At 66.6% G+C, this 20,683-nt stretch carries 20 protein-coding genes; 4 read left to right on the forward strand and 16 right to left on the reverse strand.

The genetic code is table 11. The features are described from left to right. Positions 1–10: 10 nt before the first annotated feature. The gene (locus tag OLX02_RS11940) at positions 11–931 is read right to left on the reverse strand and encodes a LysR family transcriptional regulator (protein WP_264423106.1); all 921 of its coding nucleotides are present in this window, start codon (positions 929–931) and stop codon (positions 11–13) included. 125 nt (positions 932–1,056) lie between these two features. Here OLX02_RS11940 and OLX02_RS11945 point away from each other — a divergent pair, with 125 nt between their 5' ends. Then, positions 1,057–1,755: a pirin family protein gene (locus tag OLX02_RS11945; RefSeq protein WP_264423108.1), complete on the forward strand. Its 699-nt coding sequence runs from the start codon at positions 1,057–1,059 to the stop codon at positions 1,753–1,755. 73 nt (positions 1,756–1,828) lie between these two features. Then, the gene (locus OLX02_RS11950) at positions 1,829–2,125 is read left to right on the forward strand and encodes a hypothetical protein (protein WP_264423110.1); all 297 of its coding nucleotides are present in this window, start codon (positions 1,829–1,831) and stop codon (positions 2,123–2,125) included. Here OLX02_RS11950 and OLX02_RS11955 read toward each other — a convergent pair whose 3' ends face one another. Both OLX02_RS11955 and OLX02_RS11960 read right to left on the reverse strand, forming a co-directional pair. After that, entirely contained in the window at positions 2,126–2,959 is an 834-nt protein-coding gene (locus tag OLX02_RS11955) for an HWE histidine kinase domain-containing protein (protein ID WP_264423112.1), read from the reverse strand. A 234-nt stretch (positions 2,960–3,193) separates the two neighbouring features. After that, positions 3,194–3,427 (reverse strand): hypothetical protein, encoded by a 234-nt coding sequence (locus OLX02_RS11960; RefSeq protein WP_264423114.1) that lies wholly within the window; start codon positions 3,425–3,427, stop codon positions 3,194–3,196. A gap of 206 nt (positions 3,428–3,633) precedes the next feature. On the opposite strand from OLX02_RS11960, the gene OLX02_RS11965 reads away from it, so the two are divergent. Together OLX02_RS11965 and OLX02_RS11970 are read left to right on the forward strand one after the other, a co-directional pair. After that, a complete protein-coding gene (locus OLX02_RS11965) occupies positions 3,634–4,041 on the forward strand; it encodes a PilZ domain-containing protein (RefSeq protein WP_264423115.1) in 408 nt (135 codons plus the stop codon). A gap of 55 nt (positions 4,042–4,096) precedes the next feature. Then, positions 4,097–4,480, forward strand: a complete 384-nt coding sequence (locus tag OLX02_RS11970) for a winged helix-turn-helix domain-containing protein (RefSeq protein WP_264423117.1) — start codon at positions 4,097–4,099, stop codon at positions 4,478–4,480. Here OLX02_RS11970 and fdhD read toward each other — a convergent pair. The 13 genes from fdhD to OLX02_RS12035 form a co-directional block, all read right to left on the reverse strand. Beyond that, positions 4,477–5,259, reverse strand: coding sequence for a formate dehydrogenase accessory sulfurtransferase FdhD (gene fdhD, locus OLX02_RS11975; protein WP_264423119.1), 783 nt, complete (start codon positions 5,257–5,259; stop codon positions 4,477–4,479). The two genes, OLX02_RS11970 and fdhD, sit on opposite strands and share 4 nt — an antisense overlap. After that, positions 5,249–5,461 carry a formate dehydrogenase subunit delta gene (locus OLX02_RS11980; RefSeq protein WP_264423121.1) on the reverse strand — a complete coding sequence of 71 codons (213 nt, stop codon included), beginning with the start codon at positions 5,459–5,461 and terminating at the stop codon, positions 5,249–5,251. Before OLX02_RS11980 ends, fdhD begins: the two co-directional genes overlap by 11 nt. After that, positions 5,458–8,301 (reverse strand): formate dehydrogenase subunit alpha, encoded by a 2,844-nt coding sequence (gene fdhF, locus OLX02_RS11985; RefSeq protein ID WP_264423122.1) that lies wholly within the window; start codon positions 8,299–8,301, stop codon positions 5,458–5,460. Before fdhF ends, OLX02_RS11980 begins: the two co-directional genes overlap by 4 nt. Then, entirely contained in the window at positions 8,291–8,821 is a 531-nt protein-coding gene (locus OLX02_RS11990) for a molybdenum cofactor guanylyltransferase (RefSeq protein WP_264423124.1), read from the reverse strand. Before OLX02_RS11990 ends, fdhF begins: the two co-directional genes overlap by 11 nt. Beyond that, positions 8,818–10,284, reverse strand: a complete 1,467-nt coding sequence (locus OLX02_RS11995) for an NADH-ubiquinone oxidoreductase-F iron-sulfur binding region domain-containing protein (RefSeq protein ID WP_264423126.1) — start codon at positions 10,282–10,284, stop codon at positions 8,818–8,820. Before OLX02_RS11995 ends, OLX02_RS11990 begins: the two co-directional genes overlap by 4 nt. Further along, entirely contained in the window at positions 10,281–10,694 is a 414-nt protein-coding gene (locus OLX02_RS12000; RefSeq protein ID WP_264423128.1) for an NAD(P)H-dependent oxidoreductase subunit E, read from the reverse strand. Before OLX02_RS12000 ends, OLX02_RS11995 begins: the two co-directional genes overlap by 4 nt. A gap of 77 nt (positions 10,695–10,771) precedes the next feature. After that, positions 10,772–11,605, reverse strand: a complete 834-nt coding sequence (gene fghA / locus OLX02_RS12005) for an S-formylglutathione hydrolase (RefSeq protein ID WP_413630221.1) — start codon at positions 11,603–11,605, stop codon at positions 10,772–10,774. Positions 11,606–11,610: 5 nt separating this feature from the next. Further along, the gene (locus tag OLX02_RS12010) at positions 11,611–12,723 is read right to left on the reverse strand and encodes an S-(hydroxymethyl)glutathione dehydrogenase/class III alcohol dehydrogenase (protein ID WP_264423130.1); all 1,113 of its coding nucleotides are present in this window, start codon (positions 12,721–12,723) and stop codon (positions 11,611–11,613) included. 105 nt (positions 12,724–12,828) lie between these two features. Continuing rightward, positions 12,829–13,587, reverse strand: coding sequence for an SDR family NAD(P)-dependent oxidoreductase (locus OLX02_RS12015; protein ID WP_264423132.1), 759 nt, complete (start codon positions 13,585–13,587; stop codon positions 12,829–12,831). Positions 13,588–13,660: 73 nt separating this feature from the next. After that, complete coding sequence (locus OLX02_RS12020; protein ID WP_264423133.1) at positions 13,661–16,084, reverse strand: TonB-dependent receptor; 2,424 nt, start codon at positions 16,082–16,084, stop codon at positions 13,661–13,663. 178 nt (positions 16,085–16,262) lie between these two features. After that, positions 16,263–16,958: a TetR/AcrR family transcriptional regulator gene (locus OLX02_RS12025; protein WP_264423134.1), complete on the reverse strand. Its 696-nt coding sequence runs from the start codon at positions 16,956–16,958 to the stop codon at positions 16,263–16,265. A gap of 89 nt (positions 16,959–17,047) precedes the next feature. Then, positions 17,048–18,019: an ABC transporter substrate-binding protein gene (locus tag OLX02_RS12030; protein ID WP_264423136.1), complete on the reverse strand. Its 972-nt coding sequence runs from the start codon at positions 18,017–18,019 to the stop codon at positions 17,048–17,050. Beyond that, positions 17,994–20,594 carry a TonB-dependent receptor plug domain-containing protein gene (locus OLX02_RS12035; RefSeq protein WP_264423137.1) on the reverse strand — a complete coding sequence of 867 codons (2,601 nt, stop codon included), beginning with the start codon at positions 20,592–20,594 and terminating at the stop codon, positions 17,994–17,996. Before OLX02_RS12035 ends, OLX02_RS12030 begins: the two co-directional genes overlap by 26 nt. Between the last annotated feature and the right edge of the window lie 89 nt (positions 20,595–20,683).

Consider the following 20,683-nt stretch of genomic DNA (forward strand, 5'->3'; position numbering starts at 1 on the left):
CGCGCCCGCCCTAGAGCGCCGGTAGCCCGGCCACTTCGGGGCAATCGCGGGTGGATGCGACAAACTGGTCCAGCAGCCATGACGCGGCGGGTCCGGGTGGCACATCACGGCGCCAGATACCCCAGAAGCGATAGGCGCCTTCGGTGCTGTCTGGCATGACTAGGCGGACCAGCGCGCCCGATTGCAGATCACCCTCGATCATCTGGAGCGGCATGTTGCCCCAACCCACGCCTTCGCGGAGCAGCGCATGCTTGGCGGACAGATCGGCGAGCCGCCAGGTCTTGGGGCTGACTACCGCGAAATCACGACCTTCGGTAAAGCGCGACCGGTCCGACAGCACGAGTTGGGTGTAATCCCGCCCCGCGCCGGGCGGGATCGGGTCCATCTGCGCGAGCGGGTGATCGGGCGCTGCCACGGGCACCATAAGCACGCCGCCGGCAGCTATCCGTTCCACCCCTTCGGTAATCGGACCGGACACGCCGACGATCGCCTTGCCATCGAGGACCATCGCGGTGACCGCACCCAGTGCCTCCACATGAAGGCGCAGCTGCACGGTGGGGAACTCCGCCGCGAAGGCGCGCAGCACGCGGCCGAGCCGCTCGGGCGGGAGCATGACATCGACCGCGACATCGATTTCAGCTTCCAGCCCGTCCAGCAGCCCCTTCACCTTGGCACGCAGCCCGTCCATCCCGGCGGAAATCGAGCGGGCCTCTGCCAGCAGGGCGCGGCCGGCGGTGGTCAGCACCGGCTTGCGCGTGCCTTCGCGGTCGAACAGCATCAGGCCGAGCTGGGCTTCCAGATTGGCGATGCCGTAACTGATGACCGAGACCGCGCGATTGAGCTTGCGCCCGGCGGCGGCGAAGCTGCCCGTGTCGACAATGGCCAGAAAGATGCGCAGCTGATCGAACGTGGGCGTGCCGAGACTGGCCATAGATCCTGCCTGTTCAACTTCATGGAACGTTCTGGCACATTTTATCGGCCTGAACAGAAAGGTGCGCAAGTCCTAAATGGGGAGCAACAGGAGCCGCACCGCGTTGCTCCGACAGGAGACGGACCATGATCGAACTTCGCCCCTTTGCCAGCCTTGGCGGTGAAAACCACGGCTGGCTGAATGCCAAGCACCACTTCTCGTTCGCCGGCTATCACGATCCGGCGCGCGTCCACTGGGGCAACCTACGCGTCTGGAACGACGACGTGATCGCCCCCGGCACCGGCTTTCCGCCGCATCCGCACCGCGACATGGAAATCATCACCTATGTTCGCGAAGGCGCGATCACCCACAAGGACAGCCTGGGCAACCACGGCCGCACCGAAGCAGGCGACGTGCAGGTGATGAGCGCGGGCACCGGCATCCGCCATTCGGAATACAACATGGAGGACGTGGCGACGACGCTGTTCCAGATCTGGATCATGCCGACGCGCGGCGGCGAAGCGCCCAGTTGGGGCACCAAGCCCTTCCCCCGTGGCGAACGGACGGGCCGCTTCGTGACGCTGGCCTCAGGCTATGCCGAGGATACCGACGCGCTGCCGATCCGCACCGATGCGCGGGTGGTGGCCGCCACCCTGAAGGCGGGCGAGACGGCGGAATACCCGCTGGGCGCGGCACGCAAGGGCTATCTCGTCCCCGCAACCGGCAAGGTGCGGATCGACGAGGTGACGGTGAACACGCGCGACGGCGCCGCGATCAGCGACGTGGAAGTGCTGCGGGTCACAGCGCTGGAGAACAGCGAGATCGTATTGGTCGACGCGGCCTGATGAAAGGTGGACGGGCGGACGTTCCTTCGGGACGCCCGCCCCGACACGGCCCGGGAGAATCGAGATGACGGCAATGGCAGTTCCCGACCTGAGCCCCGGCGAATGGCACGGCGTGAAAGCGGCGATGCGTGCCGTGGCTGACTGCGGCTGCACGGCAGCGGACGCCCCCGGGATGATCGGGCGCCTCATGGGGGCCATGCGTGGCGGGAAAGCGGCCAGCGTCGCCCTGCCCGATCACCTGCATCCCGTGCGCGCGTTCATTTGCGCCAACAGCCATCACCGGACACCGGGACCCGGCGTGGTCGATGCCCTGGCACAGCAGGGATTCAGCCGGGCGCAGATTGCTGCAATGGCTTTGCTGGCCGGATAATCAGGCGGCTGTCGCTTCCAGTCGGCAGCGCACTCCGTCGCGGTCGTAAGCCAGATCGACCTGCTCCAATGCGCCGTGCGCCTGAAGCAGGCGCGCACCGATGCCGCGCCGTGCGGGTGGGCGCACCGGCGGCCCTCCGCGTTCCTGCCACTCGAACCGCACGGTGCCGGTGGGCACGGGACGCCACGCGAGTGCGACCTGACCGCCATCGACCGACAAGGCGCCATATTTGGTGGCATTGGTCGCCAGTTCGTGCAGCGCCATCATCAGCGGCGTGACCGCGTTCTTGTGGACATGGCAGGGCTGGCCTTCGATGATGATCTGGCCTGAGCGGAACGGCCGCAGCGCCGCATCCACCAACTCGCGCACCTCGCACGAGGGAAGCGCACCGAAGCGCAGGAGTTCGTTCGAGCGGGCCAGCGCATCGAGCCGCCCGCTGAGAAGTGCATAGAATTCGGCGGGATCGGTGGCCTGCGAGGCGCGCGAGGCGAGCGCGCGCATCATCTGGAGCGCATTCTTGGCGCGGTGCTGAAGCTCGATGTTGAAAGCCTCCGCCTCTGTGGCGCGGTTCTCGTTCTCGATCACCACCTGCCGCAACATTTCGCCCGCGAGCACGAGAATGGCGATAGTCAGGGCGTAGAGCGCGAAGAACACGAAGCCGGTGCCCGCAATCGCGGCCCGGACGAAGAACACTTCGACCGCTACCGCCGCAAGCATGGCGGTCAGAATTGCATGCCGCCAATCAAGAAAGATCGCGGCCAGCAGGATCACCGGCGAAAAGGTGATGAACGGGAATCCATAGGCACCGCGATCGATCAGCCAACGGATCGACACGGCGAAGCCTATGCCGAATGCCACCCAGGCCAGACGAGCGGCCTCGCCCCGCTCATGCAGGATGCCGCGTCTGAAAAGGTTGCGGATGGCCTCAAACCATGCGCCCCCCCCAGCGAGTTTCTCGCGCTCGTCCACTGGACATACTCCCGGTCCAATGGGGCAGCATCCGGGAGATCAAGTCAAGGACGGAGCGTTGACCCGGCGCTGTCCATCCGAGCTATTACCACGCCCAAATCAGAGTATCGGCAGGAGCGTTCCATCGTCCTGAATCGCCATGATCGGGGCGTTGCGCGCTTCGGCGAGCGCAACCTGCAAGGACGAGAGGATGCCGGTGGCACCTTCGTCACGGTCGCAAGCAAAGTCGATCGACCGGCGAACCCAGTCGCGCACAGCGCCGTCCTCGCCAAGATCGACTTCGTGCAGGACGAAGTGTTCGCCGTGGTCCACGATGCGATAAGTCCAGGCCATGCGTGTGCGTTCCGGTATCTTGAGGAAAGGTGGCGTACGCCATTATAACCACCGGGCCGTCCGGCGCGTTCCCCAGAAGATGGTGCGGATTGGCGAATTCGAGCCTGCCTGACCAAAATTTAATGACTTGTGCCGCCTCGCTGGTGGCATGAAGAAGACCGTGAGAATGTCGTTCTCACTCGGTCGTCGCAAAAAATCAGGTTGTTATGTCGTTTATCGAACCGCTGCCGGAAAACGGCGCGAGCCAGCGCGAGCGGCGCACTGCCCGCATCATCCGCGCCACCCTGTTCACGCCGGGCGCGAGTGAACGTGACGTGGTAATCCGCAACATTTCGTCGCGCGGCATCGGCGCGACCTGCCGCAGCGTGGCGCCAGTGCGCGGCGAGCAGGCGACGCTGGTACTGCCCGGTGCGCTCACCGCAAGCGGCGTGGTTCGCTGGACGAACGGTCAGGCATTCGGCATCGAACTGGACGCGGACCTGGACATCGCGGCGCTGGAGCAGACTTTGCAGCGCAAGGTGGCCGAAGTGCCGGTGCATGGATCATGGAAGATCGAGGACCGACACCGGGTTCACACCCCGCGGGTCGATCCGACGCGGTTGCGGCGCATCTGAACACGCTGCCGGCCCGGGCTGGCCGAAACGCCGAGTGGCGGATAGGACAAGGGGCATGGCCCCTGCTGTTCCGCCCGCGCTCAAGATCAAGATCCAGCTGTTCTGCGGCGACGAGATCGCGATGGGGCCGGGCAAGGCCGACCTGATCGACGCGATTGCACGGACCGGCTCGATCTCTGCCGCGGCGCGGGCGCTGGGCATGAGCTATCGGAGGGCATGGCTGCTCGTTGATACGATGAACCGCTGCTTTGCCGCGCCGCTGGTGACGACCCTGCCCGGAGGTGCACCCGGAAGCGGCGCGCAAGTGAGTCCCCTCGGTGCAGAGGTGCTGGGCCACTACCGGGCCTTGCAGGCACAGGCCGCCGGGATCACCAATGGCGATGACGTGGCGGCCATCTCCAGGGCATTGCTGGACAGTCCTCGACCGGCAAAGTCCTAGCTTTCCAGCAGGCTGTCCGCGCGGGCGAGGCTGAGCAGGCGCAGGCCGTGCGCAGCTGCCTGTTCGACCGCGAGCGTCGAGGCGGCGGAAATCGTCACGAGCAGCGGGCAACCGGCGATGACCGCCTTCTGCACGAGTTCGAAGCTGCACCGCGCGGTCAGGACGATGAACCCCGTCGCGGGGGACTGCCCTTCCCGCGCCAGCGCGCCGAGCAGCTTGTCCAGCGCGTTGTGGCGACCGACATCCTCGCGCACCAGAACGATCGCACCATCGGGCGTGCAGAACGCGGCGGCGTGCGCTGCGCGGGTAGCGCGGCCGAGCGGCTGATAATCCGGCAGAGCGGCGACCGCGCGGAAGACTGCCGCATCCGGAACGTCGAGCCGTGCGGGGACGGAACGAAGCGGGCGCAGGACCTGCTCCAGGCTTTCGATGCCGCAGAGGCCGCAGCTTCCTTCGGCAAGGCGCAGGCGTGCACGGTCGAGCAAGGGGGCGCCGGCTTCGGCTGCCAATTGGACGCGGAGCATCCAGCCACCGGCGGGAACCGCGTGCGCTTCGGCGGACAGGAAATCGGCCGGGGATGCGATCAGTTGTTCGGACAGGCAGAAGCCCAGCGCGTAGTCGGTGAGATCGGCCGGTGTGCCCATCATCACCGCATAACCGATGCCGTTGATCTCGATGGCGATCGGCGCCTCGATCACCAGCGCGCGCTCGACCGGAGCGGCACGGCCATCGGCGAAACGCTCGGTCAGGCGCGCGGGGGCGGCGCCTTCAACCGGCATCGGGGGCAAGACTGCGCAGCGCCTGCTCGGCGGCGGGTTCCAGTCCCGTTGCGCCCGCCCGGGCCAGCGCGGCGATCATCGCGGGGTTCCAGAACGTGCGGATGTGCGAGGCGACGGCGGCAGCCGGGTCTGCCTGCTCCGCAAGATTGCGCGCAATCTGGTTGGCCATGTAGGCCAGTTTTTCAGGCGTGTGGCTGCTCATTCGGCGGGCTCGCGAGTGATGCGGCGGGCGCGGTGCGACAGGGCGTCATAGTCCTGCTGCCAGGCGCTGGGGCCGTTGGAAGGGGCGACCTGCACCGCGGTAACCTTGTATTCCGGGCAGTTGGTGGCCCAGTCGGAATAGTCGGTGGTGACGACGTTCGCCTGCGTTTCGGGATGGTGGAACGTGGTATAGACGACACCGGGGGCGACCCGGTCCGTCACCAGCGCGCGCAACGTGGTCTCGCCCGAACGACTGGCGAGTTTCACCCAGTCGCCCGAGGAAATACCCCGGTTCTCGGCATCGGCGGGATGGATTTCGAGCCGGTCTTCCTCATGCCAGACGACATTCGCGGTGCGACGCGTCTGCGCGCCGACGTTGTACTGGCTGAGGATGCGCCCGGTGGTGAGCAGCAGCGGAAAACGCGGGCCGGTGCGTTCGTCGGTCGGCACGTATTCGGTGACGACGAACTTGCCCTTGCCGCGGACGAAGCCATCGATGTGCATCACCGGCGTGCCGTGGGGCGCGGCATCGTTCACCGGCCATTGCAGCGAGCCTTCGGCCTCCAGCCGCGCATGGCTGACCCCGGCGAACGTGGGGGTCAGCCGCGCGATTTCGTCCATGATCTCGCGCGGGTGGGCATAGTTCCAGTCCAGCCCCATGGCGCGGGCGAGTTCCTGCGTGACCTGCCAGTCCTCGTAGCCGTTCAGTGGTTCCATCACCTTGCGCACCAGCTGGATGCGGCGCTCGGCATTGGTGAACGTGCCGTTCTTTTCGAGGAAGGTCGAGCCGGGCAGGAACACATGGGCGTAATTGGCCGTCTCGTTGAGGAACAGATCGTGGACGATCACGCATTCCATCGCGGCCAGCCCGGCGGCGACGTGCCGGGTATCGGGGTCGGACTGCAGAATGTCCTCGCCCTGGATATAGATCGCCTTGAACGTGCCGTCGGTGGCGGCATCGAGCATATTGGGGATGCGCAGGCCCGGCTCGGGATCGATCGCCACGCCCCATTCGCCTTCGAACAGCGCGCGCACGCCCGCGTCCGACACGTGGCGATAGCCCGAAAGTTCGTGCGGGAAGCTGCCCATGTCGCAAGCGCCCTGCACGTTGTTCTGGCCGCGCAGCGGGTTCACGCCAACGCCCGGGCGGCCGATGTTGCCGGTCGCCATCGCAAGGTTGGCGATGGCCATGACGGTGGATGACCCTTGCGAATGCTCGGTCACGCCCAGGCCGTAGTAAATCGCGCCATTGCCCCCGGTGGCATAGAGCCGCGCGGCGGCACGAAGCTCCGCCGGATCGACGCCGGTGACGGGCGCGAGAAATTCGGGGCTGTGCCGCGTCTCCGAGACGAAATCGGCCCAATGGGCATATTCGTCGGCATCGCAGCGTTCGCGGATGAAAGCCTGATCCGCCAGCCCTTCGGTGACGATGACGTGGGCCATCGCGGTCAGCACCGCCACGTTGGTGCCGGGACGCAGCGGCAGGTGATGGGTCGCGGCGTTGTGCGGGCTGCGCACAAGGTCGATCCGGCGCGGGTCGATCACGATGAGCTTCGCGCCCTGGCGCAGGCGGCGCTTCATGCGGCTGGCGAAGACCGGGTGTCCATCGGTGGGGTTGGCCCCGATCACGAGGATCACGTCCGCCTGCTCGACGCTGTCGAAATCCTGCGTGCCGGCGCTCGTGCCGAAAGTGGTCTTGAGGCCGTAGCCGGTGGGCGAGTGACAAACGCGGGCGCAGGTATCCACGTTGTTGTTGTGGAAGCCGGCGCGGACCAGCTTCTGGACGAGGAAAGTCTCCTCGTTGGTGCAGCGGCTGGAGGTGATGCCGCCCAGCGCCATGCGGCCGTATCTGGCGGCGATGCGCTTCAGCTCGGCCGCGGTGTGGGCAAGCGCTTCTTCCCAGCTGACCTCGCGCCAGGGTTGGTCGATGCTCTCGCGGATCATCGGCGAAAGCACGCGGTCCTGATGCTGGGCATAACCCCAGGCGAAGCGGCCCTTGACGCAGGAGTGCCCGTGGTTCGCCTTGCCGTCCTTCCACGGCACCATGCGGACGAGCTGTTCGCCGCGCATCTCGGCGCGGAATGTGCAGCCGACGCCGCAATAGGCGCAGGTGGTGACGACGCTGCGTTCGGGCTTGCCGATCTCCTTGACCGACTTCTCCTGCAAGGTCGCGGTAGGGCAGGCCTGCACGCAGGCGCCGCACGAGACGCATTCCGATCCGAGGAAATCGTCCGAGGCCAGCCCGGCGGATACCTTGCTGGCAAAGCCCCGGCCCTGGATGGTCAGCGCCAGTGTGCCCTGCACTTCATCGCAGGCGCGCACGCAGCGCGAGCAGGCGATGCATTTCGACGGATCGAAATCGAAGTAGGGGTTGGAGCCGTCCACCGGCTGGCCGAGGTGGCTGGCACCATCGAAGCCATAGCGCACATCGCGCAGGCCCACGGCGGCCGCCTGCTCCTGAAGCTCGCAATCGCCGTTCGCGCTGCACGTCAGGCAATCGAGCGGATGATCGGAAATGTAGAGCTCCATCACCCCGCGCCGCAGCGTTTGCAGGCGCGGGGTCTGGGTGTGGACCGCCATGCCTTCGGCAACGGGCGTGGTGCAGCTGGCGGGAGTGCCCCGCATTCCGTCGATCTCGACCAGGCAGAGCCGGCACGAACCGAAAGCTTCGAGGCTGTCGGTCGCGCATAGCCTGGGGATGGAACCGCCGGCCAGCGCGGCGGCGCGCATCACGCTGGTGCCGGGCGGCACGGTGATGGAGCGGCCGTCTATCGCCAGCGTGACGGTGGCCGCGCCGATGGCCGCCGGCGTGCCCAGATCGGCTTGCGGTTCATAACCCATCGCGGCGCTCCGCGGCAGCGAGGTCTTCGGGCGTGTTGATGTTGGCAGGGGGTGCGGTCAGCGTGACAGGCCGCGCGCCGATGGCTTCGGCAAAAGCGCGCATCGAATGGCGGCCCTCGCTTTCCAGCAGGGCATCGAGCGCCGCTGAGGCCGAGGCAGGCCACAGACCGATCACCGGCTGGTCCGCGCAATAGGCGGGCGCGGCGCCCAGTTCGGCCAGCGTCCCCTCGCCGATCCCCACACTGTCCACCGCACAGGTAAACACCGCGTCATATCCTGCATCCGCAGCGTGGTGGAGCGCGGCAGCGATGCCGCCCAGCGGTCCCATGTCGGCGCGGGGCCAATCGGGCAGCGTGGGCGCGGGCGCTTCCTCGCGCCCGACGACGACCACCGCGTCGCACAGCGCGGACATCGTATCCACCGCACGTTCCAGCAGCGATTGCCCCGCAAGTTCGGCCAGCGCCTTGTCGCTGCCGAAACGGGTGGCGCGTCCGCCGGCGAGAATGGCACCGAGGATCATGGCGTGGTCTCCGGGATGAGGCCAAAATGCTGGGGCCAGTGTTTCAGCGCGGAAAGAACGGGATAGGGCGTGAAACCGCCCAATGCGCAGAGCGAGCCGAAGCGCATCGTCTCGCACAAGTCTTCGAGCAGAGCCGCATCGCCCGCGGTGGGCGCGGCGCGCAGCCGGTCGATCAGTTCGACGCCGCGCGTGGAGCCGATCCGGCACGGCGTGCATTTGCCGCAGCTTTCCGCCGCGCAGAAGGCCATGGCGAAGCGGGCCATATCGCCCATGTCGACGCTGTCGTCGAACACCGTCAGCCCGGCATGGCCGATCAGGCCATCGGCGGCGGCGAAGCTCTCGTAGTCGATGGGGACGTGGAAATCGGACGGCGGATGATAGGCACCGAGCGGACCGCCGACCTGCACCGCGCGGATCGGTCGGCCCGATGCGGTGCCGCCGCCGATGGCCTCCACCAGTTCGCCCAGCGTGAGGCCGAAGCCCGCCTCGAACAGGCCGCCGTGGCGGACATTGCCGGCAAGCTGGATCGGCATGGTCCCGCGCGAGCGGCCGAAGCCCACGGCGGCGTAGGCTTCCGCTCCCTGCGCGAGGATGAACGGCACGGCGGCCAGCGTCAGCACGTTGTTGACCGCGGTGGGCTGGCCGAACAGTCCTTCGATCGCGGGCAGCGGCGGCTTGGCGCGCACTTCGCCGCGCTTGCCCTCGATGCTGTTGAGCAGCGCGGTTTCCTCGCCGCAGACATAGGCGCCCGCGCCTACGCGCACTTCGATCTCGAAGGGCGCGACCAGATCGGCGCTGGCGGCGATGGCGGCGTGCATCTTCGCGATGGCGTGCGGATATTCGCTGCGAATGTAGACGAAGGCCTTCTGCGCGCCGATGGCCAGCCCGGCGATGGCAAGCCCTTCGACCAGCATGAAGGGATCGCCCTCCATCACCATGCGGTCGGCGAAAGTGCCGCTGTCGCCCTCGTCGGCGTTGCAGACCACGTATTTTCGGTTGCCGAAGGCATTCGCCACGGTCTGCCACTTGATGCCGGTGGGGAAGCCCGCCCCGCCCCGGCCGCGCAGGCCCGATGCGGTGACACGCGCGATGATCTCGGCCGGGGACAGGCGCTCGGCGGCGCGCAGCCCGGCCCAGCCGCCGGCCGCGATGTAGTCGCCCATGTCGAGCGGGCGCGTCTTGCCCGCGCGGGCGAACGTGAAGCGCTGCTGCCGGGCGAGGAACGGGTGATCCTCGATGCAGCCGATGCCCTTGTCGCTGGTGCCGGCAAGGACGGCGGGCACGTCCTCCGGGGCGAGAGGACCAAAACCCTGCCCGGCTATGTCCGCCAAGGGTTCCAGCCAGTGCATTCCCCAGCTGGAGACGCGCTCCACCGTGCAGCCGGCCGCTTCAAACGCAGCGGCGACTTCGTCCGCGCCGCACGCGATGGCGAGGCTATCGTCGCTGATGCGGACGGTGATCACGTCGCAGCCTCCACCAGTGCGGCGAGCTTCGCGGCATCGAGCCGGGCATGGGGGCGCCCGGCCGCCAGCGCGGCCGGACCGGCGCTGCACAGGCCGAGGCAATAGACGGTTTCGATCCGGACCTGGTTCTGCGGCGGCAGCGCTGCAACCAACGCTTCGACGCCGCGCGCCTGGCAAGCTTCGGCACGGCAGAGCTTCACCACCGGGCGCGGATCGGGCTGAGTGCGGAAATCGTGGTAGAAGCTGACAACGCCGTGAACTTCGGCACGGCTGAGATTCAGGCCGTGGGCGATGGTGCGGATCGCCTCTTCGGAAACGTGACCCTGCGCCGCCTGCACATCATGGAGGATCGGCAGCAGCGGCCCTTCCCTGCCCGCGTGGGCGGCAACGATAGCGGCGACCAGGTCCATCACGTTCCTCTCCCCGTCATGATACGCCGCCCGCGCGGGAATGCCAGAGGTCAAGGCGCGGCGACCAAGCCTCGCGGTCAGGCCTTCAGCCGCGCCGCGTGCCAGCCGACATGCTCGGCCATGAAGGTGGAGATGAAGTAATAGGAATGATCGTAGCCCGGCTGCATCCGGATCGTGGCGGGCTGGCCCGCCTTCTCGCACGCGGCGGCAAGCAGGTGGGTCTTGAGCTGGCCTTCAAGGAAGCCGTCAGCCTCACCCTGATCGACCAGCAGGTCGGGCACGCGCGCGCCGTCCTCGATCAGCGCGCAGGCATCGTAGGCGCGCCACGTGGTCTTGTCCGGGCCAAGATATCCGCCGAGTGCCTTCTCGCCCCACGGACAATTCAGCGGGCTGACAATCGGCGAAAACGCGCTGACCGAGCGGAAGCGGTCCGGATTGCGCAAGGCCACGGTGAGCGCGCCGTGGCCGCCCATCGAATGGCCGGTGATGCCCTGCCGCGCCATGTCCGCGGGGAAATGCGCGGCGATCAGGTCGGGCAGTTCCTGCTCGACATAGCTGCGCATCCGGTAGTTCGCCGCCCACGGTGCCTGCACGGCATCGACGTAGAAACCCGCACCCTTGCCGAAATCGTAGGCCTCGTCGTCGGGCAGGTCATCGCCGCGCGGGCTTGTGTCGGGCGCGACGAAGATCACGCCGTGTTCGGCGCAGGCGGCGCGGTATTCGCCCTTTTCGGTGACGTTGGCGTGGGTGCAGGTCAGCCCCGAAAGATACCACAGCACCGGCAGCTTCGTGCCCGGCGCATGATCGGGCACGAAGACCGAGAAGGTCATCGGCGTGCCCGTTGCGGCAGACTGGTGCCTGTGGACCGATTGCGTGCCGCCGTGGCTTCGGTTGGCGCTGACCTGCTCCATGGGGATCAGAACACCACGACCGAGCGGATCGACTTGCCCGCGTGCATCAGGTCGAAGGCCTTGTTGATGTCTTCAAGGCCCATGACGTGGGTGATCATCGGGTCGATCTCGATCTTGCCGGCCATGTACATGTCGACGATCTTGGGCACGTCGGTGCGGCCCTTGGCCCCGCCGAACGCGGTGCCGCGCCAGTTGCGCCCCGTCACCAGCTGGAACGGGCGGGTGCTGATTTCCTTGCCCGCCTCTGCCACGCCGATGATGATCGAGGTGCCCCAACCGCGGTGGCAGGCTTCCAGCGCGGTGCGCATCACTTCGGTATTGCCGGTGGCGTCGAAGGTATAGTCTGCCCCGCCGTCGGTCAGCGCGACCACTGCGGCGACCACTTCCTCGCGGCTCATGCCCTTGGAATTGAGGAAATCGGTCATGCCGAACTTGCGGCCCCATTCCTCGCGGTCCGGGTTGATGTCCACGCCCACGATCCTGTTCGCGCCGGCGAGCCGCGCTCCCTGGATCACGTTCAGCCCGATGCCGCCGAGACCGAACACGACCACGTTGTCACCCACCTGGACCTTCGCGGTGTTGATGACCGCGCCCACGCCCGTGGTCACGCCGCAGCCGATATAGCAGCTGGTCTTGAACGGCGCGTCCTCGCGGATCTTGGCCACCGCGATTTCCGGCAGCACGGTGAAGTTCGAGAACGTGGAGCAGCCCATGTAGTGAAAGATGGTCTGGCCCTTGTAGGAAAAGCGGCTGGTGCCATCGGGCATCAGGCCCTGGCCCTGCGTGGCGCGGATCGCGGTGCACAGGTTGGTCTTGCCCGAAAGGCAGCTTTTGCACTGGCGGCATTCGGGGGTGTAGAGCGGGATGACGTGATCGCCGGGCTTCACGCTGGTGACGCCGGGACCGACTTCGCGCACGATCCCTGCGCCTTCATGGCCGAGGATCGAGGGGAAGATGCCTTCGCTGTCGAACCCGTCGAGCGTGTAGGCATCGGTGTGGCAGATGCCGGTGGCCATGATCTCGACCAGCACTTCGCCGGCCTTCGGGCCTTCGAGATCGACTTCGACGATCTCAAGCGGCTGCTTAGGGGCGAAAGCGACGGCGGCACGTGTCTTCATGCGATGGGACTCCCGGCTGGATGCGGCGCGCTTAGCACCGTTTCCGCCGAGGAATAAACGGCCCTGCGCGGCTGTCCACCACCGCGCAGGGCCGGCACCTGGATCTTATTGAGCGGTCAGCCCGCCATCGACCGCGAATTCGCCGCCGGTGACATACTTCGACGCCGGCGAGGCGAGGAAAGCGACCATTTCGGCGATGTCGTCGGGCTCGCCCATGCGGCCCATCGGGATCGAAGCATTGATCGCGTCGAACTGATCGGGATTATCCTTGATCGCGACCTGCTGCATATCGGTCCAGATCACGCCGGGGTGCACGGAGTTCACCCGGATACCGTCGCGCGCGCATTCCATCGCCAGCGACTTGGAATAGAGACGCACGCCGCCCTTGCTGGCCGCATAGGCCGAAGCGCCGGGGATGCCGACAAGGCCCGCCACCGACGAGATGTTGACGATCGAGCCCTGCCCCTTCGCGCGCATCGCGGGAAGCACGGCACGGCAGCCGAGGTAGACGCTGGTCAGGTTGACGTCGATCTGGCGCTGCCACTCTGCGGGTTCGAGATCCTGCGTCCAGCGGAGCACGGCGATACCGGCGTTGTTGACGAGAATGTCGGGCGCACCGGTTTCAGCGGTGATGGTGGCGAGCACTTCGGCCCAGCCTTCGGCGCTGGTCACGTCCTGCCGCAGTGCACGGGCGGAGAGACCTTCGGCGACCAGTTCAGCCGCACGCTCGGCGGCGGCGGTTTCCGAAAGATCGGTAAGCCAGACCTTCGCGCCCAGCCGCGCAAGCTTGCGCGCAGTGGCGAAACCGAGGCCGGCGGCGGAAGCGGCACCCGTGACGAGGGCGACCTGTCCTTCAAGGTTCATGCTGCAAAGTCCCGTTCTGAAACAAAAAAGCCCCCCGATGGACAGAGTCCACCGGGGGCGAGGGAGGAACGGATCAGAAGCGCGCGGTGACCTGGAACTGGACCGTGCGCGGCAGGTTCACGAAGCCGAGCGTGTCCGCCGGGCTGTTCGGCGCGTCGATTGCGCCGCCCACGATGAAGCGGTTGGTCAGGTTCTTGCCGATCACCGCGAACTCGTAACGGTCATCCTCGGTCTTGAGGCGGACCGAAGCGTCGAGCGCGACGAACTTTTCCTGCACCGAGTTGGGCTTGCCGAACGACGAGGCAAGGTACGAACCCGAGTAGCGGCTGTCGATCGAAAGGCCGGCTTTCAGGCCTTCCGACACCGGTGCTTCGTAGGAAACGCCCAGCGCGCCGGTCCAGTTCGGAGCGACTGCGGTCGGCGTGCCGCTCAGGTCCTGCGCCGGGGCGCCCTGGAACGACAGACCACCAGCGCCGCAGCCCTGGGCCACCGTCTGGCCGCCGTAGCACGGCGCGACGTAATCGGCGTAACGGGCGCGGTTGTAGTTCACCGAGCCATGGAGGTTGAACCCGGCCACGGCGCGCGGCGCGAATTCGAACTCCAGCTCGACACCCTTGGTGCGGGCGCGGCCGGCGTTCGTGGTGATGAACGCGAAGGTGGCGGCGTTGAAGAAGTCCACCTGCAGGTTCTTGTAGAGGTAGCTGTAGACCGCGGCGTTGAGGCGCAGCTGGTGATCGAACACCTCCGACTTGATGCCGAATTCAAAGCCGCCGGCCGTTTCCGGGTTGAAGGCAACGTCGCTGGTGACGGTACCCGCGCTGACGAAGCCCGAGTTCGAGAAGCCGCCCGACTTGTAGGCGGTCTTGTAGGCGCCATAGACGGTCACGTCGCGGGCTGGCTTCCAGGTCAGCGTGGCTTCTGGCGACCAGTTGTCCCACTTCTGGTTGGCCGAGATCGGCTTGCCCTGCGGGAAGAGACCCTGGAGCAGCACGTTGACATAGGGCTGCGTCAGGTAGCTGTCCTTGGTTTCGTGCGTGTAGCGCACGCCCGCGGCGGCTTCGAGGCCTTCGATCAGCTTCCAGTTGACCTGGCCATAGGCCGAGATCGTTTCGCCATCGGTTTCCGAGTGCTTGTAGTAGCCGAGGTATTCGTAGGCGGCCGGTGCGCTGCTGTCCGAAACGCCGCCGAACGAGCCGGTCTGGCGGTGGTCACGCTTGGTCTTCTGGTAGAGGACGCCGGTCATCAGGTTGACCGGGCCGTCGACCTTGGTCTGCGCGCGCAGTTCCGACGAGACGGCGTGCCACACCGAGTGCTCGGTCGAAGGCGCGGCCAGCGGATCGGGCGCCGAGACCATGGTGCAGTCGCAGGCCCACTGGTTGACGTTCTTGTTGTAGTTGTTGACCCAGGTCAGCGCGACCGCGCCAAGGTCATAGTCGACCGTGCCGGTGACGGCCCAGCTGCGGTAGCGATTGTAGAGACCGCCATCCTTGCGCGAATAGGGGTTGGTGCCGGCAAGGTCAGCCGGGAAGTTGTTCTGGTAGATGGCGAAGTCGTGGCTGCACTTCACCGCCGGGTTGATGCCGAAGGTGCCATCCGCGTTGCCGCAGGCATAGGGCACGTAGTTCCAGCTGTTGTTGTCGTTGTCGCTGACCGACGAGTTCGCCTTCAGCGTCATCGTCAGCTTGTCGTCGGGCTTGTACTGCAGCGTGACACGGCCGAGGAACTCGCGCTCGCCCGGATTGTCACCCTGATGGGCCGGAGCGAAGTGGCTGGTGGTGGTGCCGGTGGCGGCATCGTAGGTCGAATAGGTCTTGTCGATGCCGCGGTTGGCGAAATAGCCGCCGAACATCTTCGAGCCGCGCACCGCGATGCGGATGCCGAGCGTGTCGGACAGCGGCCCCGAAGCCATCGCTTCGCCGACCAGACCCTTGGCCTTCACTTCATAGCCGAGGCGCGCCATGAACTCGGGCGTCCGGGTCGGCTCGGCCGACTTGAGCGAGATCACGCCGGCGGTGGCGTTCTTGCCGAAGAACAGCGCCTGCGGACCCTTGAGCATTTCGACGCTCTGGAGGTCGAGGAAGCCTTCGTTGATGACGCGGCCCTGGCCGTAGTAGACGCCATCGAGGATCACCGCGACCGACTGTTCGATGCCGATCGAGCTCGACGACGAGCCGATGCCGCGCAGGGTGAGCTGCGCGCCCGAGCCGTTCGAGGCGCGGCCGATGGTGAACTGCGGGGTCTGCGTGGAGATCTTCTCCAGGCTGGTCATGTCGTACTTCTGGATCTGTTCCGCGCTGATCGCAGTGACCGCGACGGGAACGTCCTGAAGGTTTTCAACCTTGCGGCGGGCGGTGACGACGATCGATTCAAGACCGCCTTCCTGCGGGGCTTCCTGTGCACCTTCCTGCGCGAAGGCGACTGCCGAGAACTGCGGCAGGAGCGAACCGCCGGCCATCGCCGCGGCCAGAACGATCTTGAAATTGCGCTTGGTGTTCATTGCTGAGCTACCCCTGATCCTGTGTGGTGCGGGGCAGTCACGCGCGGCAGGAGCGATCCTGCCGAAAGTGCCTGAGATGCGATCCTGTCCCGCGTCCGCGGTGTCTTCCGCGGTTCGGGCCGAGCTGAACCACCACCGGCGGCGCCGGTCAAAGATAATTACAGCTTGCTGTAAAAAGTCACAGGTTGGACGGGAACTCGGTCAACACCGCCTGCGCGGTCTGCGGACGCAGAGGAAACTGGCTGAATTCCGCGACAAAATGGCGCATCCCAGCCTCTGTCGCATGAGGCAGCAAAGCTTGTAGGCATTGCCGCACCAGCCATGCCTCGAACTCGGCATCGGCCACTTCGCCCTTGGCCCAGAACACCACGCTGGACACCACGCCGAGTCGAATCGCGCGCACGACATCGCCGGGCGGCACCTTGTCCCCCAGCAGGCCGCCCGCGATCATCGCCGCAACGTCCGCGCCGACCCGTTCGGCGTAAAGCTGCTGCAAACCGACAAGTTCGGCGTGGTCGAGCAGCAGGAGGGCCATCGCGCGCGACAGCAGAGGCTCATCCAGCGTAGCCGTCGTCGCCTCGCGGCAGAATGCCCGCAAACGCTCCCACCCCGGCACCACGACCGTATCGGAGGCCGTCTCGAAGACCATCTCGCTTCGCGCGTTGGCCGCCAGCGCCACGAGCCGGTCCTTCGTCCCGAAGATGTTGTAGAGCGTCTTTTCGGCGGTGCCGCTGGCCCCGGCGATCGCACGCATCGTCACCGCATCGTACCCCTCGCGCGCCACCAGCGACTGAGCGGCAGCAAGAATGCGCCGGCGCCGTTCGAGCTGGCGCTCGGTCAAGGTGCGTTGAGGGGCGGAAACGAGGGACGTCATGCATCGCCCATGCCTCTGCTGCGCCGGGCTGCCAAGGCTCTTGTTGCGCGGCCCCGTCCCGGAAGGGGCAGCCGGACGCCGCCGAAACGCTAGCCCTTCACCAGATCGGGCGCGAGCAGATCGAACACTTTCACCCGCCGGGGGAGAACGCCGTAATCGAGAAACCGGTCTGCCGCCCTTTGGAGGTCGTTGGCGAAAGCGTCGTCCGGCGCAGTCAGTGCGGGCTGCTCGCGCGCGACCATCTTGCGGGCCAGACTGATATCCACCCCGGTCTGCCGGGCATAAATCTGCGCATAAGGTTCGGGATGGGCACGGCACCAGGCATTCGCCCGCTGCGCCCGCGCGAGGACATCGGCGATGGTGGCCTTCTTCTTCGGATCGGACAGCGCGGCCTCCGACACCGCGATCAGCGTATAACCCGGGCCGATGCCGCGACCGTCGCGCAGGATGCGCGCGCCGGCAGCTTCCGCCTTGGCCTGATAGATGCCGAAGATCGCCCACGCCTCGATCTGCCCCGAAGCGAAGGCGGATGCGGCGTCGTTCGGCAGCATGAAGCCGATTTTCACCGCCGAAGCCGGCACGCCCGCTTCGCGCAGCGCTTCCAGCAGCAGATAGTGCGAGATGCTGCCCCGCGCGCTCGACACGATCACCGATTTGCCCGCAAGATCGGCGACCGTACGGATCGGCGAACCGCCCGGCACGATGATCGCCATGCTTTCGGGCGCGCTGCGGGTCACGGCCGCGATCTTCAGCCGGCATCCTGCGGCGGCGGCAAGCACCACCGGAAGATCGCCGGCGGGAGCGGTATCCACCGCACCCGCGTTCAGGGCTTCCAGCAGCGGCGCGGCGCCGGGGAAATTGCCCCACGAAATGGGATAGCCGGCGCCTTCCAGCGCCCCCGCCGCCTCCAGCTTGGCCTGGAGCAGATGAACCTGGTCGCCCAGCACGACGCCATTCGTCTTGCCCCCGGCGCAGGCTGCCAGCCCCGGGAGAATCCCGAGGCTGGCGATGGTCCCTGCGAGGAAGCTGCGACGATCAGAAACTAACCGAGAGACGACCATAATAGTATCCACCATTGGGATTGAAGGGCGAAGGGCCGTAATAGCCCTGCCCGGTCTGCGGGCTGCCCGGGCCATTGGTTTCCGGCCGCACGTTGAACACGTTGGTCGCGCCCACCTGCACCGTGGCGAAAGGCGTGACCGCCGCGCTGATGCTGGCGTCGGTGATCCACTTCGCGCCGAAATCGCGGTCGTCCCCGGCGGCGGTGCGCTGGGTATACTTGCCATAGCGCGTGGTGGTGACCGCCAGCCCGAAGATGCCCTTGGTCCAGTTGGCCGAAAGCGCGAGCTTCGTATCGGGATTGATCACGGTCAGTTCACCCAACCGGTCCCCGCCGAAGAAGGCAGAACCCGCGCCGAGCAGCGAAGCACCGTTGGCCGCGAACAGCTGCGACGGAACAGTCGGTTCGCGGTCGATCTTGGTGTGGTTGTAGTTGAACGCGGCGCTCAGGTTGATCTGGCCGAAGGCGTCCAGCCCGTGATTCCAGTCGGCCACCACGTCGACGCCCGTGGTGGTGGTATCGGCCGCGTTGAAGAAGTATTCCACCTGCTGGATGCCGTTCAGGCCATTCGCGTTGAGAATGGCGGTGATGCCGCTGCCAAAGAGGCGGCCGCTGCGCTCGATGCGGTTCTTGATGTTGATGTAGTAGCCGTCGACCGTGACGTTGATCGCGCGGTTCGGCGTGAACACGAAGCCCAGCCCCGCATTCCAGCTCTTTTCCGCCTTCAGGTGCTGCGCGCCGAGGAGCTTGCCCACCAGCGAATCCGGCGTGACCAGCTTGGCCACGGTCGGCTGCGCTTCGGTCAGGCCGGTCGTCGGGTTGAGCACCAGCGCGGTGCGGCCATCGGTCTGCGCATAGGCAGCCTGAGTCAGCGACGGCGCACGGAAGCCGGTCCCGACGGTGCCGCGCAGCGCGAACGCCTTGCTGAACTCGAAGCGGGAATTGAGCTTCAGGCCCACCGGGCTGCCCGAGCCATCGCTGTAGTGCTCGGCCCGCACGGCGGCGCCGATGTACCAATTGTCGAGCGGGTAGATCCCGAGATCGACGTAGCCGGCATAGACGCGGCGCTTCGCGTCCGCCTGGTCCGCCGGCGAGAGCACGATGGCGGCCTGCACCACCGACGAGGCCAGCGTGCCGACGTTCCAGTCATACTGCTGGTCGCCCGGCTGGAAGATGTAGTTCGCGGTCTTCCACGCCAGTTCCTGCCCGGCGAAGGTCTGGAACCGATCGAGCCGGTATTCAGCGCCGAACGAGACCTGCACCGGACGGGCAAGGCCAAGATCGACCTCCCGCGTCACGTCAAGGTTGTGCGTCCATTCGGTGAAGCGGAAGTTCGCGAGATTGTCCCAGGACGTCGGGCTGGTCGGTCCCAGCGCGGGGCGGATCGAGAGCTTCGAGAACTGGCGGCTGCTGTTGCGCCCGAAGCTGCTCGATGCGTCGATCTTCCAGCCCGCCAGATCGCCCTTCACCCCGGCCACGACCTGCACGTCGCTTTCCGAGATGTTGTTCAGCGGATAATAGCCATCCGGGAAAAGTGCGGTGAAGTTGGCGTTGCCGTTGGGGCGGCGGAAGTTGTTGCCGATCTGCACGTCGCGGTGGCCGAAGGTGCCGAAGGTGTAGAACGTCCAGGCATCGTTGAACGGCAGTTCCGCGTTCCACGCACCGTTCCACGCCTTGACCTCGGGATCGCCGTTGTGCGCGCCGTCGAGATTCCACGTCGCGTTGCGGGCATTGGCGGCGCTGATGTTCGCCTGGACCTGCTCGGTGGTCAGGCCGCTCGTCGCGGCGACCTGTTCGACCGTGCGCCCGGAGGGCTTGCCATAGAGGTTGGTGTCGGTGGCCAGCAGGTTCCACCAGTTGCCGCCGCGCTTGCGATAATCGCCGCTGAAACGGACGAAGCCGTCGCCGATCTTCACGCCGTAGGAAAGCTGCGCCTTCCAGCTCTCGCGGTCGCCGCTGCCCAGGTACTGCTCGCCGTACTGGAAGCTGCCGTCGAAGCCCTCGCGGCGGTCAAGCTGGATGTTGACCACCCCGGCGATGGCATCGGTGCCATATTGCGCGGCTGCCGAATCCTTCAGCACTTCGATCCGGCCGATGGCGCTGTTGGGGATAAGGTCGAGGTCGACCGCGTTGACGCCGCTCGAATCCTGCGGGGTATTGGTCATGAACGCGCTGTTGTGGCGGCGCTTTCCGTTGACCAGCACCAGCGTATAAGCGGGGCTGAGGCCGCGGTTGCTGACGGGACGGACGACCGAGAACACGCCGGCGTGGGTAGAGGCGAAATTCATCGACGGAAGCAGCTTCGTCAGCGCCTCGCCGAATTCGGCCGCGCCGGTGCCCTTCAGCTTCTCGCCGCTCACCACGTCGATCGGTGCCGGGCTTTCCGCCACGGTGCGCTGCGGCCCGCCGCGAATGCCGGTGACGATGATCGCCGAAGCGCCGCTGTCATCGCTGCCTTCTGCGGCCGGAACGGCACCAGCAGGCGCGTCTTCGGCAGCGTGCGCCGCACCGAACGGCGCCAGCCCCAGCGCGGCAACGCTGGCCAGAAGAGTGATACGAAAGCCCCCGCGAACCATAATCTCTATCCTATTGGTTGAGTTTGTTGCGCCCTACCGGGCAGCCTCGGACCGAGCCAATGAGTTTGGCTCACCGCCGATGAGACTTG

Source organism: Novosphingobium sp. KCTC 2891 (assembly GCF_025938155.1).
Classification (GTDB): Bacteria; Pseudomonadota; Alphaproteobacteria; order Sphingomonadales; family Sphingomonadaceae; genus Novosphingobium.

Bases quoted from the DNA above. Each gene is read 5' to 3' on its own strand.
- OLX02_RS12030 (WP_264423136.1), bottom strand. From the start codon at position 18,019: ATGGTCGTCTCTCGGTTAGTTTCTGATCGTCGCAGCTTCCTCGCAGGG.
- OLX02_RS12010 (WP_264423130.1), bottom strand. From the start codon at position 12,723: ATGAAGACACGTGCCGCCGTCGCTTTCGCCCCTAAGCAGCCGCTTGAG.
- OLX02_RS12025 (WP_264423134.1), bottom strand. From the start codon at position 16,958: ATGACGTCCCTCGTTTCCGCCCCTCAACGCACCTTGACCGAGCGCCAG.
- fghA (WP_413630221.1), bottom strand. From the start codon at position 11,605: ATGGAGCAGGTCAGCGCCAACCGAAGCCACGGCGGCACGCAATCGGTC.
- OLX02_RS12035 (WP_264423137.1), bottom strand. From the start codon at position 20,594: ATGGTTCGCGGGGGCTTTCGTATCACTCTTCTGGCCAGCGTTGCCGCG.
- OLX02_RS12015 (WP_264423132.1), bottom strand. From the start codon at position 13,587: ATGAACCTTGAAGGACAGGTCGCCCTCGTCACGGGTGCCGCTTCCGCC.
- OLX02_RS11950 (WP_264423110.1), top strand. From the start codon at position 1,829: ATGGCAGTTCCCGACCTGAGCCCCGGCGAATGGCACGGCGTGAAAGCG.
- OLX02_RS11965 (WP_264423115.1), top strand. From the start codon at position 3,634: ATGTCGTTTATCGAACCGCTGCCGGAAAACGGCGCGAGCCAGCGCGAG.
- OLX02_RS11990 (WP_264423124.1), bottom strand. From the start codon at position 8,821: ATGATCCTCGGTGCCATTCTCGCCGGCGGACGCGCCACCCGTTTCGGC.
- OLX02_RS12020 (WP_264423133.1), bottom strand. From the start codon at position 16,084: ATGAACACCAAGCGCAATTTCAAGATCGTTCTGGCCGCGGCGATGGCC.
- OLX02_RS11945 (WP_264423108.1), top strand. From the start codon at position 1,057: ATGATCGAACTTCGCCCCTTTGCCAGCCTTGGCGGTGAAAACCACGGC.
- OLX02_RS11970 (WP_264423117.1), top strand. From the start codon at position 4,097: ATGGCCCCTGCTGTTCCGCCCGCGCTCAAGATCAAGATCCAGCTGTTC.
- OLX02_RS11960 (WP_264423114.1), bottom strand. From the start codon at position 3,427: ATGGCCTGGACTTATCGCATCGTGGACCACGGCGAACACTTCGTCCTG.
- OLX02_RS12000 (WP_264423128.1), bottom strand. From the start codon at position 10,694: ATGGACCTGGTCGCCGCTATCGTTGCCGCCCACGCGGGCAGGGAAGGG.
- OLX02_RS11940 (WP_264423106.1), bottom strand. From the start codon at position 931: ATGGCCAGTCTCGGCACGCCCACGTTCGATCAGCTGCGCATCTTTCTG.
- fdhF (WP_264423122.1), bottom strand. From the start codon at position 8,301: ATGGGTTATGAACCGCAAGCCGATCTGGGCACGCCGGCGGCCATCGGC.
- OLX02_RS11980 (WP_264423121.1), bottom strand. From the start codon at position 5,461: ATGAGCAGCCACACGCCTGAAAAACTGGCCTACATGGCCAACCAGATT.
- fdhD (WP_264423119.1), bottom strand. From the start codon at position 5,259: ATGCCGGTTGAAGGCGCCGCCCCCGCGCGCCTGACCGAGCGTTTCGCC.